Raw genomic sequence first — 12,910 nt, 5'->3', positions numbered from 1 at the left:
AAAAGCCGGATCTGCGACAAACAGGCGCAACGCAATGCGCCCATTTCCCGCCATCTGCTTGATCGTTATCAAGCGCCACTGTCATTGACGCCATCCGCTGACAGGCTGTCTTAATATTGGGCGCTCAGTCGCGCTCGAGAGGCCGTCGCCGGTGACGTGCCCCGCTTCGAGGCCGCCACGATCTCCTCGGGCGCCAGGCGCGCAGCAGTCGGACGGCAACCATGCAGACACACACTCTTTCCCAGCCCGGTCAAAGCCGGTTCGCCCAGTTTCTCGCGCTCACCAAGCCCCGCATCGCCAATCTCGCCGTATTTTCCGCGGTGATCGGCATGTTTCTGTCCACGCGCGGTTCGGTGCCATGGCGCGTGCTGGTGGGAGGAACCGCGGGCATCTGGCTGCTCGCGGGCGCCGCGTTCGCGTTCAATTGCCTGCTCGAACTGAAGATCGACGCGCGCATGAAACGCACGCGCCACCGCGCCTCTGCGCAAGGCGCGATCGCGCCGAAGGAAATTGCCGTGTTCTCGCTCGCGCTCGGCGCGGCCGGCGCCGTGCTGCTCGCCACGTGCACGAATGTGTTCACGATGTGGCTGACGCTCGCGACCTTCGTGGGCTATGCGCTGATCTACACGGCCATCCTGAAGCCCGCCACGCCGCAGAACATCGTGATCGGCGGACTTTCGGGCGCGATGCCGCCCGCGCTCGGCTGGGCTGCCGTGACCAACAGCTTGCCGCCCGACGCCTGGTTGCTCGTGCTGATCGTGTTCGTGTGGACGCCACCGCACTTCTGGGCGCTCGCGCTGTATCGCCGCGAGGACTACCGCAGCGCGGGCCTGCCCATGCTGCCGATCACCCACGGCGTGGCCTACACGCAGCTGCAGATCCTGCTGTATTCCGTTCTGCTGTGCGCGGTGACCGTCATGCCGTGGCTCACGGGAATGAGCGGACTGCTGTATCTCGCGAGCGCGCTCCTGCTTGGCGCGGTTTTTCTCGCCTACGCCATTCGCCTGTATCGCGGGTATTCGGATGCTTTGGCCCGCTCGATGTTCAAATACTCGATTCTTTATCTCACGCTATTGTTCGCAGCTTTGCTGATCGACCATAGAGTGGCGATATAAAAACGCATTGAAATCGCAAGCAAGCTTTCAATACGCGATTAAGCGTAAAGATCCAGCACCTCGATTACGGCGCGATACGACCTCGCGGTGTCGACATAAACGATAAGCGCGTCGCCGGGGCAAACATCTGCTATGGGGCTGCGCAATTGTTCAGCGACATCGAGGGTCGAGTCGATAACGATGACGTGGATATCCCCGTTGGCGGTTATACCGTCGAAATCGCTTAGCCTGCTAATACCGTCGCCAAAGCGAATTTCGACGTAAACCTCCGCGCCGCTCCCGACGAGCGCAGTCGCACCGTTGCCTCTGCGGGCACGGAGTGCATTCTCGGTACTCATTGTGTGTCTCTCAGGTTCTATCTTTGCGACCCTGCCCTCAGCCGCTGACTCGACGTTATACGATCGGAAAAAATTTCTCAACTGACTAAATCGTGTCAGCGAGGAAACCCGAATAAAAATTCGAAATTTGTTGTGTGGGGAATGGGCCGATTCATTCCATTTGCATAAGAAACTCGGGTTTTTCCGGAGCGGGTTGCCGCTTGTGCCATGTCGGTCGCATCACGCATGTTGCTTTGCCACCGCATTCGCGTGCACGCTGAACGCACAGTCGCTGTTGGCGCGCTAGATTCGCAATACGCCCTCGGGAAAAGCCCCCAGAGGGTTGTATTGGCAAGGCCGCACGTTCGTGCGGCCTCTTTTTGTGCGGCGGCCAATCACGTGGCGGGAGACGGCTAAAAGGTGATCGAGCGCTAAATCGATCGCTATGCTGCGCAATTCCCGCGCTAATTTTTCCCGTTGACGGCGTGCTAATGGCCACTGAGAATCGTCGCGGGCAATGACGTCACAGAATTGTCAAGAATGGGCCTGGAGGTTCTGCGGCCATTCGTCTTATTCGTTCGCTTCGCCCGCGTGATACGTTAGATTCATCAGATCATTTCAAATAGCATTCTGAAAGGCGATATTGTGAATCCTTCGTTAGAAACCGATGCGCAACGCAGGGCTTATGCCATCACGCGGCTTCACAAGGCCATGGGACGCCTGATCGACGCGGACGAACCGGAAGAAAAGCTCAGCGCCTCGCGCTGGGTGACGGCGTGGAGCGGCGCGATCGGAGAACTGCGTATTGCGCAACTGGTGGCCGAGAGAAACAGTTCGGAACTCAGCAGCTGACGTTGCGCCCGCCTGAATCAATCCGGTCCGCGAAGCGCGTCTTCACGGCACCGTTCAAATCAACGCCCTCGTCCCTTCCCGTTTATTCCCAAGCCTGTCTAAACCTGCGGTTAGCCACGGCCTGCGGCGTTTAATCGGCATCAACCCATACGGCAGACCTTCGCTCGCTGGCGCGCGGGCGCTTGGCGTTCGAACCCGGCTCGCATGCGCTACGCCGCGTCGGCCGCATCATGCGGAACCGGACGGCTTTGCGGCTCGAGAGAAAGGTAGGTGACATTGAGCGTCTTGAGCTCGTCGTAGCGCAGCACGAAGACGTCGCCGGCGATGGGATAAAAGCGCGTCGCGTCGTCGATGAACTGATCGCTCGCCGCGTCGTACTTGCGGTCGCTTTCCAGCCGCCTGCGCTGCGCCTGAATCAGCATGAGCCGGTCGAGTTGCCCGTCGGCATTCACTTCGTAGTCGTCGAGTATGCCCGTGAACAGGAACGTTCCCTCGCGGAACTCGACCACCGCCGCGATCATCGCCCCGTCGATGGCGTCCTCTTTTGGATGATCGAGCCCAGCGAACAGGTAGTACCAGGGCGCATCGCCGCGTGTCAGGCGCGCGAGCCGGTGCCCCGACCGATCGAGCTGCCAGCGTTGCACCGCGCCGCGCCACACGAAGGCCGCCACGAGCGCGAGACCGTTCGTGAACACGAAGTATCCCGACCCCGCGAGCGGATGGGCGTTGAGCCACGCGAGACGGCCGTTCAGATCGTCGAGCGACGCCGGGCCACCGACAAGCAGGCGAACGATGTCGCCCAATTCGATTTCGTACCCCGCCACATGGGCCGCGACGGCACCGGCTGCGTCGAACACGAACGCACACAGCACGGCCTTCAACACCACCGCGCTGAACGGCGCGTGATCGAAGGTACGCACTTCGTTGCGTTGAAAGAACTGGCGGAACAGAAAACCGGGAAGAACGACGAGGAAGATGAATAGCGCCGGAAAGGCGACGTTCATGCGTCCGAACCCGCAACGCGAACGAGTTTGGGCTGATAGCGCACGGCGTTACCGTTGGCGTCCCGGACTGTGATTTCCACATCGCTCGGCCGCGCGAGCGAGGCCGAAGCCAGAAAGGCACGCAGTTGCTCGGCGGCCTTGGGGTCCTTCAGCACGGTTTCGAGTCGCTTGCTGCGTATGACTTTCATGGGGCCTCCGTTCGTTATTGCAATCATATCGTCCTGCAATTCACGAAATCAACTCCGGACTGCCAGCGGCCAATTAACGCCTGCGAACGCACCGGATGCAATGGCAGCCATCGTTCATGCCTCCAGCGCGTCGAACCGTCCCGCACGCTGTTCGAGACCACGAATCGCCGCAGCCGTTCGATGCAGGCACCAAGCCATCTCCAATTGACGAAATGCCGGCTTCGCATTACCCTAAGTGTACAAAATTTTTACTTACGGCCGCACCCGGTCGCCTCGAACACTCGGGCGTGCGCCACGATTTCGCCTTGGAGACGCAATGAAAAAAACCGTACTGGCACAGTCCGAACTTGCCGGCTGGCTGGCCAGCGTGGGAGACGGCGCCACCGTCGTGACCACGGGCTCGGGCGGTGGCCTGCTCGAACCCGATGAACTCCTCGCCGGCTTCGAGGCGGCGTTTCTCAAAACCGGCCATCCCGCGCAACTCACGCTGGTTCACGCGCTCGGTATCGGCGACAAATCGGCGAAAGGCACCAACCGCTTCGCGCACGAAGGCATGGTCAAACGCGTGATCGGCGGGCACTGGACGTGGTCGCCGAAGATGCTGGACATGGCGCGCGACGGCGAAATCGAGGCGTATTGCCTGCCGAGCGGCGCGATCGTTCATCTCGTGCGCGAAATCGGCGCGGGCCGCCCCGGCCTCTTCACGCACGTCGGGCTGGGCACATTCGTCGATCCGCGACTGGGCGGCGGCCGCGTCAATGCGAACACCACCGAGGAAATCGTCGAACTCGCCACCATCGACGGCCGCGAATATCTGCGCTACAAGCCGTTCAAGGTCGACATCGGGCTCGTGCGCGGCACCGTGGCCGACGAAGACGGCAACATCAGCGCGATCGAGGAACCCGCCGATCTCGACGCCTACAACGTCGCGCTCGCCGCGCACAACTGCGGCGGCAAGGTGATCGCGCAGGTGCGCGAGATCGTGCCGCGCGGCACGATTCGTCCGCGCGAAGTGTCCATTCCCGGCAACCTGGTCGATGCCATCGTGGTGTGCCCCGAGCAGATGCAAACCTATTTCGGCGACTACGATCTCTCGCTCGCGGGCCTCGTGCAGTCCGACGAACATCCGCCCATGCCAGACTTCTCCGACGCCATGCGCCGCATCATCGCCGGGCGCGCCGCGCAGGAACTCGTGCCGGGCTCCACACTCAACTTCGGCTTCGGCATGTCGGCCGACGTCGCCGCGCTCATCGCGCAGCGCGGCGCCAAAGGCGAGTACTGGTTCACCGTCGAACAAGGTTTGCACAACGGCTCGCTGATGACGGGCGACTTGTTCGGCATCGCGCGCAATCCCTCGGCGATCGTTTCCTCCGCGGCGCAATTTGATCTGTACAGCGGCGGCGGACTCGATCAGACCTTCCTCGGCATGGCGGAGATGGACGGCCACGGCAACGTCAACGTCTCGCATATCGCGGGGCGCATGAGCGGCCCCGGCGGCTTCATCGACATCACGCAGGGCGCGCGCAGCATCGTGTTTTGCGGCAGTTTCGCGGCCAAGGGGCTCAAGGTTCACGCGGCGGACGGCCAGTTGACCATCGCCTCGCACGGCCAGATTCCGAAGCTCGTCGAGCACGTGTCGGGCATCACCTTCTCCGGCGCCGAAGCGATCCGGCGCGGGCAGCAGGTGACGTACGTGACCGAACGCGCGGTGTTCCGTCTCACGGCGGAAGGCATCGAACTGATCGAAGTCGCGCCCGGTGTCGATATCCAGCGCGACATTCTCGACCGCATGGCCTTCACGCCGATCGTGCGTTCGCCCAAACCGATGGACGCCGCGCTGTTCGCATCGAGCGACGCACTGACTCACGCGTACTGACTCACGCGTACTGAATCACGCGCATTGACTCACGCGTATTGACTCACGCGTATTGACTCGCATGTAATCGATCTGCCCTCCCTTCAAGACGAGCCTTTTCCATGACAGCTTTTTACGTAGAGATCGGTGAAACCTTCGTGTTCCGCAAGACGGTTTCGGAGTCGGACGTTTATCTTTTCGCAGGCATTACGGGCGATCTTTCGCCGAACCATGTGGACGAAGCGGCGATGAAGCAAACGCCTTACGGCGGTCGCATCGCACACGGCGCGTTGCTGGTCGGGTACATGTCCGCGTGCTCGACCATGGCCTGCGCGAAAACCCGCAATTCGGCGAAGGAAGTCCCGGTCTCGCTGGGCTACGATCGCATCCGCTTCCTGAAAGGGGTGCGTATCGGTGATACAGTAACCGTCACTTATACGATCAGCGAGATCGATACGGTCAAACGGCGCTCGGTGGCCAACATCGAGATCACGACCGAAGACGGATCGGTCGCCGTCGTGGCCAACCATATTCTCAAGTGGGTCGAAAACGCCTGAGCACGCAGCGCGTCAGGCATCGTCCCTCACCTACGCCCCGCAGGAAAGCATATGAAAAATAGACCTGCCGTCAGCCGATCGAGCGAGGAACAAGGCACTGAGCCGCGCAAGCGCAATCCGGAGGAAAGCCGCAAGCGCCTGCTGCTTGCCGGCATGAGCCACTTCTCGCGCTTCGGGCTGGGCGGCGCGCGCGTGACCGACATCATCGCGGAGGCGCAGATGTCGCACCGCATGCTCTACCACTACTACGAGAACAAGGAGCAGCTCTACGTGGCGACGCTCGAGTTCGCGTACGAACAGGTGCGGCTCTCCGAGGTGGCGTTGCACATGAACGAGATGAAGCCGCTCGACGGCGTGCGGCGTCTCGTCGAATTCACGTTCGATTACTACGTCGAGAAGCCCGAATTCATGGGCTTGCTGAGCCAGGAGAATTTGAATGGCGGCGCTTATATCACGAGTTCGAAGACGATTCGTGCGATCCAGTCGCCGTTGCTCGAAACGCTCGCCGACCTGAGCGCGCGAGGCGTGGAGGACGGCACCTTCGCCGAGCCGTTCGACCCGCTGCATCTCTACATCGACATCGCGGGTCTGTGCTATTTCGCGCTCTCGAACCGCTCGACGCTTTCCGCTGTATTCAGCTCGCGCGTGGCCAAGCCCGCGTTCCTGAAGGAGCGTCGCCAGCACGTGGTGAAGCTGGTCACGGCCGCGCTGACCAATCGCAATCCGCCCGCTTAATCGAACACGCGGCCAGCGCTCAGCGAACTCGCGGCTAGCGCTCAGCGAACTCGCGGCCAGCGTTCAGGGCGTCGGATCTTTCGGTCCGACGCCCTTTCTGTTTAGACCGAGATGCCGCACGCGACCCGCAAATAGCTGGCCAGGCGTTCGCAAGCGAGATTCGGGTCGCGCAATGCGCCGCAGGCATCGGCAAGCTGAAACACCTTTGCATAGTGCGCGACGCCGCGCGCGGACTGCGCACCCGCGACCATCGAGAAATGCTCCTGATGACCGTTGAGCCAGGCGAGAAACACCACGCCCGATTTGTAGTACTGCGTGGGCGAGCGGAAGATCTCGCGCGACAACTCGACTGTCGGGTCCAGCAGCGAGCGGAACGCCGATACGTCGCCGGCCGCGAGACGTTCGAGCGCGGCCGCCGCCACCGAGGCGATCGGGTCGAAAATGCCGAGCAGCGCGTGCGAGTGGCCGTGCTCGTCGCCGGCAATCATGTCCGCATAGTTGAAGTCGTCGCCGGTGTACATCTTGACCGACGCCGGCAAGCGGCGCCGCAGCGCCACTTCCCATTGCGGGTCCAGCAGCGAGACCTTGATGCCGTCAACCTTGTCGGCGTGCGCGGCGATAAGCGTGACAACCGTGTCGAGCGCCGCCGACAACGTCGCGCTGCCCCAATAGCCGGCCAGCGACGGGTCGAACATTTCGCCGAGCCAATGCAGAATCACGGGCCGCGACGCACGATCAAGCAAGCGCCCGTAGAGCGTCAGATAGTCGTCGGCGTTTCGCGCGGCGCGTGCGAGCGCGCGGCTCGCCATCAGAATGACGTCACCCCCTTCGGCCTCTACCACGTCGAGCTGTTCGAGATACGCCGCTTCGATCTCGGCCAGCGTGTAGTCGCGCTCCGCGCTCAACTGGTCCGTGCCCACACCGCACGCGATGCCGCCGCCGCGCGTCTTCGCATGCCGCACGCTGCGTTGAATCAGCTCGCGCGCCTCCGGCCAGTCGAGACCCATGCCGCGCTGCGCGGTGTCCATCGCCTCGGCAACCTTGAAGCCGTGCGACCACAGATACTCGCGAAACGCGAGCGTCGCGTCCCAGTCGATCACGACGGGCGTGCGACCGGAATTGCCCGACGCGATCGGGTCGACCACCACGTGCGCGGCCGCATAGGCTTCGCGATTGAACGCGCGCCCCGCCACCGCCAGTCCAACCGGCTCGCCTTTGACGTGGTAAGCCAGCAACGACCCGTCCTCCTGAGGCAACTGCATTTTCATAGTTAGGAATCCTTTTCTTGTCGGACGGGAACCGCCTGGGAGATTGCGATACACCGCTATTCAAGCTTGCCGGGCGCGGCCCGAAAGCCGCGCCTCGTGATTTAGTCGCGCTTACTGCCGCGTTTGCAGCCGCGTTTACAAACGCGCCACCGAAAGCGCGCCATCGACATTCACGACACTGCCGGTCGCAAAGCCGAACGAACCGTCAGCCAGCGCCGCAACGGCACGCGCGACGTCTTCCGGCTGGCCCCAACGCGCCGCGGGCACGAGCCCCTCCTCGATGCGCTTCGTGTACTTCTCCGCGACAGCCTGCGTCATCGGCGTGGCGATAATGCCGGGCCGCACTTCGAACACGCCGATGCCGAGCGGCGCGAGCCGCACCGCAAAGAGCTTCGTGAGCATGGCGATGCCCGCCTTCGACACGCAATACTCCGCGCGTTCGGGCGAAGCCATTTCCGCGCTCACCGACGACACCGAGACGATCGCGCGCGCGTGTTCGCTCGCCGTGCCCGCCATATGCCGCGCCACGCACTGCGTGAGGAAAAGCGTGCCGCGCAGATTGATGTCGAGCACGCGATCGAACGACGCCGCGCTCATCTCCAGCAGATCGACGCGCTGTTCGGGTGCGACGCCCGCATTGTTGACGAGGCAGTCGAGCGGCTTGGCCGCCCACGCGAGCACTTGCGCGAGCAGCGCTTCATGCTCGTCCAGCCTGGCAATATCGCCGACGAACAGATCGGCTCGCGCGCCCGTGGCTTCGATGCTGGCGCGCAAGGCGTCGCCGTCGTCGAAACGCAGGTCGGCGAGCGCGACGTCGAAGCCGCGCTTCGCGAGCTGCAGCGCGATGGCCGCGCCGATACCGCGCGCGGCGCCCGTGACCAGCGCGACCGGGCGCGACTCGCCTGGCGCGGTTGCCGTATGCGTCGTCATGCCGTGCGCACCCATTTTTGCCGCGCGCCCAGATCGATCAGCGCCGACTTGACTTCGGTATATTCGGCCACGCCCTGCAAGCCGGTTTCGCGGCCGAGGCCCGATTCCTTGTAGCCGCCGATAGGCATTTCCGGGCCGCCCGTGATGGTCGTGTTGACCCACACGCGACCCGCGCGCATCTTGCGCATGGCGTGCATCGACTGATCGAGGCTTTGCGTCCAGACCGTGGCGGACAAACCGTAGTCCGTGTCGTTCGCGAGATCGATGGCCTGTTCCAGCGTATCGAACGGCATCATGGCCAACACCGGCCCGAAGATTTCCTCGCGCGCCACGGTCATGCTCGACTGCACGCCGCCGAGCAGCGTGGGCGCGACGAAATAGCCATTTTCCGGCGGCACGCGTTCGCCGCCGGTCAGCACGCGGCCGCCTTCGTCCGGGCAGGTGCCGATCAAACGCAGAATGCGCTGCATCTGCGCCTCGTTCACGATCGGGCCAACCTGCGTGGCTTCGTCGAGCGGGTCGCCCACGCGCACCTGCTTCATCAGCGCGACAATGCGCTCGCTGAGCGGCTGCATCACGTCTTTCGCAACAATCAAACGGCTGCCCGACACGCAGCATTGGCCCGCGTTGAAACACACGCCGTAGACGATGCCGTCGGCGGCCTTGTCGAGATCGGCGTCGGCGCACACGATCACGGGATTCTTGCCGCCCAGTTCCAGGCTCAGCTTCTTCAGATTGCCCGCCGACGCCACCACGGCCGAGCGGCCCACGCGCGTCGAACCCGTGAACGACACCATGTCGATGCCGCGATGTTCGACGATCGCCTGGCCGACCGGATCGCCATATCCCGTGACGACGTTGACCACGCCGTCCGGCACACCCGCATCGCGCAGGATTTCGGCCATCATCAGCGTGGTCGACGACGTATATTCGCTCGGCTTCACGACCACGGTGCAGCCCGCCGCCAGAATGAACGGCAGGCGTTCCGCGAGAATCCAGAACGGGAAATTCCACGGCGTGATGAGGCCGACCACGCCCACCGGTTCGCGCAGCACCAGACCGAGCAGGCCGTCGCCGAACGTGTTGTGCGTTTCGCCGTGCAGCGCCTGCGCCTGACCGGCCGCGTAGTGCCACAGCGCCACGGCGCCTTCGATTTCGCCCTTCGACTGCGCGAGCGGCTTGCCGCTTTCGAGCGTTTCGATCATCGCGAGCGCGTCCACGCGTTCGCCGATCAAATCCGCCGCGCGGCGCAGATAGGTCGCGCGTTGCGCCGAGGTGATGTTCGCCCAGCCGCCTTTTTCGAAGCGCCGCCGCGCCGCCGCGACGGCGCGATCGACATCCTCCGCCGTACCGGCGCGCACCGTGGAAACCGGCACGCCGTGCGCGGGACTGTTGCGCACGATGGTGTCGCCACGTCCGGCGTGCCATTGACCGTCGATGAAATGATCGAACGAACGGGGCGTACTGAAAATGCTGTCCGCGAGTGTGTTCACACGCTGCTCCTTGCTTGAATGAGTCGCCTCAAACCGGCCCCAGCCAGGTGCCGGCGGCACGAATTACGAATGCTGCTTGCGGGTTTCGGCCACCGGCGTTTCACGCGGTTGCAGAATGGCGGCCGCCTGACTGCGCCGCGAAGCCGTCTGGCTCGCGCGCACGTAATACTGGTCGAGGCCCACGGCGAACATCAGCACCGCGCCCTTGATGACCAACTGGTAGTAATCCTGCACGTTCAGCAGCGTCATGCCGTTGCTCAGCACGCCGATCACGAACACGCCGAACACCACGCCCATGAAGCGGCCCTCGCCGCCCGCGATGCTGATACCACCCAGCACGACCGCCGTCACCACGTCCATCTCGAAGCCGGTGCCCGTGTTCGGCTGCGCCGAGTTCAGCCGCGACAGCATGATGACACCCGCCACGCCCGTGAACAGCCCGGAAACGATGTAGGTCATCAGCAGGTTGCGCGACACGCGAATGCCGGCGAGACGCGCCGCTTCCGCGTTGCCGCCCACCGCATACAGATGACGCCCGTAACGCGTGCGGTTCAGGATCAGCCAGCCGAGCACCATCGCCACGATCATCACGATAACGGGCACCGGCACCACGCCGATCATGCCGCGCCCCATGAAGCCGAAGCTGTGCGGGAACCCGAAGATCGGCAAGCCGCCGCTGAGGATATACGCGAGACCGCGCACGGCCGTGAGTGTGGCGAGCGTGGCGATCAGCGGCGGAATGCTAAAGCGCGTGACCGCCACGCCGTTCACGACGCCAACGCCGCCCGCGCATGCAATGCCGAGCAGGCTCGCCGCCAGCGCGCCCCAGCCGAACTGCGTCATGGCGATGGCGCTCACCACGCCGGTTAGCGCGACCGCCGAACCGACCGAAAGGTCGATACCGCCGGTGAGGATCACGAGCGTCGCGCCAACGGACGCAATGCCCAGCATCGACACCTGACGCAAAATGTTGGTGAGATTTTCGCCGGTGAGAAACACGTCGGACAGCGACGCGAACAGAATGATCAGCGCCAGCAGCACGAAGGCCATGCCGTATCGGGACGCGAAAGTACGCAGGTTGTTCATTGTGATGTCTCCTGATGCCTGAATCCCGGGCCTAGCCCGCTGCCAGTTCGAGTATGCGGTCCTGGGTGTAGTCGCCCGACTTCAGCTCGCCCGCAACGTGCCCCCGGCACAATACGATGATGCGGTCGGATACGCCGATCAGTTCCGGCATTTCCGACGAAATCATGATGATCGAAATACCTTGCGCCGTGAGTTCGCGCATGAGGCGGTAAATCTCGTGTTTCGCGCCCACGTCCACGCCGCGCGTGGGTTCGTCGAAGATGATGATGCGCGACTGCATCATGAGCCACTTGGCGACCACCACCTTCTGCTGGTTGCCGCCCGAGAGCAGCTTGACCTTCTGCGCGATGTGCGGCGTGCGAATGCGTAGTTTGTCGACGTAACCGCTCACCACGCTGCGCTCCGCGCGCAAATTCAACATGCCGATACGGCCGAGCCGCGACAGTTGGGCGAGCGTCGCGTTCTCCGCAACCGTCATGTTGAGCAGCAAACCCTGCCCCTTGCGGTCCTCGGGAATCAGCGCGATGCCGTGATCGATCGCGTCCTGCGGCGAGGCGATTTTCACCGGCTTGCCGTCGATCAGTATCTCGCCGCCCGTAACCGGATCGGCACCAAAAATCGCCCGCGCGATTTCCGTGCGGCCCGCGCCCACGAGCCCGGCAATGCCGAGAATTTCACCGCGATGCAACGCGAACGACACGTCGCGAAAGCGCTCGCCGCACAGGTTGCGCACTTCGAGCGCCACGTCGCTGGCCGCATGACCGCCTTGCGGGTACGTTTCGCTCAACTCACGCCCGACCATCAGCGCGACGAGTTCCGCGCGGCTCGTTTCGGCAGTGTTTACGCGCTTGATGAAGCGGCCATCGCGAATCACCGTGACGTTCTCGGTCAGCTCGAAAATTTCTTCGAGCCGATGCGAGATATAGATAATCGAAATGTTCTGCGCTTTCAGGCGCGCAATGAGTTCGAACAAGCGCTCGACTTCGCGATTCGAGAGCGGCGCGGTGGGTTCGTCCATAACGAGCAGCTTGACCTTGCGCGACACGGCCTTGGCGATCTCCACCATCTGCTGATACGCCACCGTGAGTTCGCGCACCGGCTTGTCCGGATCGATGTCGAGACCGAGGCGCTCGAACAGTTCCGCCGCGCGCCGGCTCGCCTGCGCGCGATCGACGAACACGCCGTTGCCGAACTCGTGGCCGAGATAGATGTTCTCGGCCACGCTCAGCGCCGGTACCAGATTGAACTCCTGATAGATCACGCCGATACCCAGATCGATCGCCGTCTTCGGATCGAACTGCGCGCACACCGTGCCCTCGAACGCGATCTCGCCGGAGTCCGGCTGGATCGCGCCCGCGAGCACCTTGATGAGCGTGGACTTGCCCGCGCCGTTCTCGCCCATCAGCCCGTGCACTTCGCCCTTGAGCACGGTGAGATCGACCTGATCGAGCGCCACGACGCCGGGATAGGTCTTGCGGATGCCCTTCATCGCAAGCAGCGTCTCTCTCAT

13 protein-coding genes are annotated in these 12,910 nt (G+C 63.3%); 5 read left to right on the top strand and 8 right to left on the bottom strand.

Annotated features, from left to right (window positions below; translation table 11 throughout):
* The first annotated feature begins 221 nt into the window (after positions 1-221).
* On the top strand, positions 222-1,115 hold the full coding sequence (gene cyoE, locus FAZ98_RS21470) for a heme o synthase (RefSeq protein ID WP_158953579.1): 894 nt from the start codon (positions 222-224) through the stop codon (positions 1,113-1,115).
* Positions 1,116-1,153: 38 nt separating this feature from the next.
* Here cyoE and FAZ98_RS21465 read toward each other — a convergent pair whose 3' ends face one another.
* Complete coding sequence (locus FAZ98_RS21465; protein ID WP_158953577.1) at positions 1,154-1,453, bottom strand: hypothetical protein; 300 nt, start codon at positions 1,451-1,453, stop codon at positions 1,154-1,156.
* Between the two features lie 690 nt (positions 1,454-2,143).
* Between FAZ98_RS21465 and FAZ98_RS21460 the strand changes: the two genes are divergently transcribed.
* Positions 2,144-2,284 (top strand): hypothetical protein, encoded by a 141-nt coding sequence (locus tag FAZ98_RS21460; RefSeq protein ID WP_158953575.1) that lies wholly within the window; start codon positions 2,144-2,146, stop codon positions 2,282-2,284.
* A gap of 209 nt (positions 2,285-2,493) precedes the next feature.
* Here the strand turns inward: FAZ98_RS21460 and FAZ98_RS21455 are convergent, their stop codons facing one another.
* Both FAZ98_RS21455 and FAZ98_RS21450 read right to left on the bottom strand, forming a co-directional pair.
* The gene (locus FAZ98_RS21455) at positions 2,494-3,288 is read right to left on the bottom strand and encodes a hypothetical protein (RefSeq protein WP_158953573.1); all 795 of its coding nucleotides are present in this window, start codon (positions 3,286-3,288) and stop codon (positions 2,494-2,496) included.
* A complete protein-coding gene (locus FAZ98_RS21450) occupies positions 3,285-3,476 on the bottom strand; it encodes a hypothetical protein (protein ID WP_158953571.1) in 192 nt (63 codons plus the stop codon). Before FAZ98_RS21450 ends, FAZ98_RS21455 begins: the two co-directional genes overlap by 4 nt.
* Before the next feature lie 316 nt (positions 3,477-3,792).
* On the opposite strand from FAZ98_RS21450, the gene FAZ98_RS21445 reads away from it, so the two are divergent.
* From FAZ98_RS21445 to FAZ98_RS21435, 3 genes are all read left to right on the top strand, one after another.
* Positions 3,793-5,352, top strand: a complete 1,560-nt coding sequence (locus FAZ98_RS21445) for an acyl CoA:acetate/3-ketoacid CoA transferase (protein WP_158953569.1) — start codon at positions 3,793-3,795, stop codon at positions 5,350-5,352.
* A 137-nt stretch (positions 5,353-5,489) separates the two neighbouring features.
* The gene (locus FAZ98_RS21440) at positions 5,490-5,888 is read left to right on the top strand and encodes a MaoC family dehydratase (protein ID WP_233272758.1); all 399 of its coding nucleotides are present in this window, start codon (positions 5,490-5,492) and stop codon (positions 5,886-5,888) included.
* Positions 5,889-5,939: 51 nt separating this feature from the next.
* Positions 5,940-6,623, top strand: a complete 684-nt coding sequence (locus FAZ98_RS21435; RefSeq protein ID WP_158953565.1) for a TetR family transcriptional regulator — start codon at positions 5,940-5,942, stop codon at positions 6,621-6,623.
* 101 nt (positions 6,624-6,724) lie between these two features.
* On the opposite strand, the gene FAZ98_RS21430 is transcribed toward FAZ98_RS21435, so the two are convergent.
* The 5 genes from FAZ98_RS21430 to FAZ98_RS21410 all read right to left on the bottom strand — a co-directional run bounded on the left by FAZ98_RS21430 (position 6,725) and on the right by FAZ98_RS21410 (position 12,910).
* The gene (locus tag FAZ98_RS21430) at positions 6,725-7,891 is read right to left on the bottom strand and encodes a dihydrodipicolinate synthase family protein (RefSeq protein WP_158953563.1); all 1,167 of its coding nucleotides are present in this window, start codon (positions 7,889-7,891) and stop codon (positions 6,725-6,727) included.
* Between the two features lie 135 nt (positions 7,892-8,026).
* Complete coding sequence (locus FAZ98_RS21425; RefSeq protein ID WP_158953561.1) at positions 8,027-8,821, bottom strand: 3-ketoacyl-ACP reductase; 795 nt, start codon at positions 8,819-8,821, stop codon at positions 8,027-8,029.
* Complete coding sequence (locus tag FAZ98_RS21420) at positions 8,818-10,314, bottom strand: aldehyde dehydrogenase family protein (protein WP_158953559.1); 1,497 nt, start codon at positions 10,312-10,314, stop codon at positions 8,818-8,820. The genes FAZ98_RS21425 and FAZ98_RS21420 overlap by 4 nt, the downstream gene beginning before the upstream one ends.
* 63 nt (positions 10,315-10,377) lie before the next feature.
* Positions 10,378-11,400 carry an ABC transporter permease gene (locus FAZ98_RS21415; protein ID WP_158953557.1) on the bottom strand — a complete coding sequence of 341 codons (1,023 nt, stop codon included), beginning with the start codon at positions 11,398-11,400 and terminating at the stop codon, positions 10,378-10,380.
* A gap of 31 nt (positions 11,401-11,431) precedes the next feature.
* Positions 11,432-12,910 carry a sugar ABC transporter ATP-binding protein gene (locus FAZ98_RS21410; protein WP_158953555.1) on the bottom strand — a complete coding sequence of 493 codons (1,479 nt, stop codon included), beginning with the start codon at positions 12,908-12,910 and terminating at the stop codon, positions 11,432-11,434.

Source organism: Paraburkholderia acidisoli (assembly GCF_009789675.1).
In the GTDB taxonomy this organism is placed as follows: domain Bacteria; phylum Pseudomonadota; class Gammaproteobacteria; order Burkholderiales; family Burkholderiaceae; genus Paraburkholderia; species Paraburkholderia acidisoli.
The sequence above is the reverse complement of the archived record's forward strand: the minus strand, read 5'-3'. Positions and strand labels throughout refer to the sequence as shown.

Excerpts from the sequence above, each read along its gene's own strand:
- cyoE (WP_158953579.1), top strand. The coding sequence starts at position 222 with ATGCAGACACACACTCTTTCCCAGCCCGGTCAAAGCCGGTTCGCCCAG.
- FAZ98_RS21465 (WP_158953577.1), bottom strand. The coding sequence starts at position 1,453 with ATGAGTACCGAGAATGCACTCCGTGCCCGCAGAGGCAACGGTGCGACT.
- FAZ98_RS21460 (WP_158953575.1), top strand. The coding sequence starts at position 2,144 with ATGGGACGCCTGATCGACGCGGACGAACCGGAAGAAAAGCTCAGCGCC.
- FAZ98_RS21455 (WP_158953573.1), bottom strand. The coding sequence starts at position 3,288 with ATGAACGTCGCCTTTCCGGCGCTATTCATCTTCCTCGTCGTTCTTCCC.
- FAZ98_RS21450 (WP_158953571.1), bottom strand. The coding sequence starts at position 3,476 with ATGAAAGTCATACGCAGCAAGCGACTCGAAACCGTGCTGAAGGACCCC.
- FAZ98_RS21445 (WP_158953569.1), top strand. The coding sequence starts at position 3,793 with ATGAAAAAAACCGTACTGGCACAGTCCGAACTTGCCGGCTGGCTGGCC.
- FAZ98_RS21435 (WP_158953565.1), top strand. The coding sequence starts at position 5,940 with ATGAAAAATAGACCTGCCGTCAGCCGATCGAGCGAGGAACAAGGCACT.
- FAZ98_RS21430 (WP_158953563.1), bottom strand. The coding sequence starts at position 7,891 with ATGAAAATGCAGTTGCCTCAGGAGGACGGGTCGTTGCTGGCTTACCAC.
- FAZ98_RS21425 (WP_158953561.1), bottom strand. The coding sequence starts at position 8,821 with ATGACGACGCATACGGCAACCGCGCCAGGCGAGTCGCGCCCGGTCGCG.
- FAZ98_RS21415 (WP_158953557.1), bottom strand. The coding sequence starts at position 11,400 with ATGAACAACCTGCGTACTTTCGCGTCCCGATACGGCATGGCCTTCGTG.
- FAZ98_RS21410 (WP_158953555.1), bottom strand. The coding sequence starts at position 12,910 with ATGAGAGAGACGCTGCTTGCGATGAAGGGCATCCGCAAGACCTATCCC.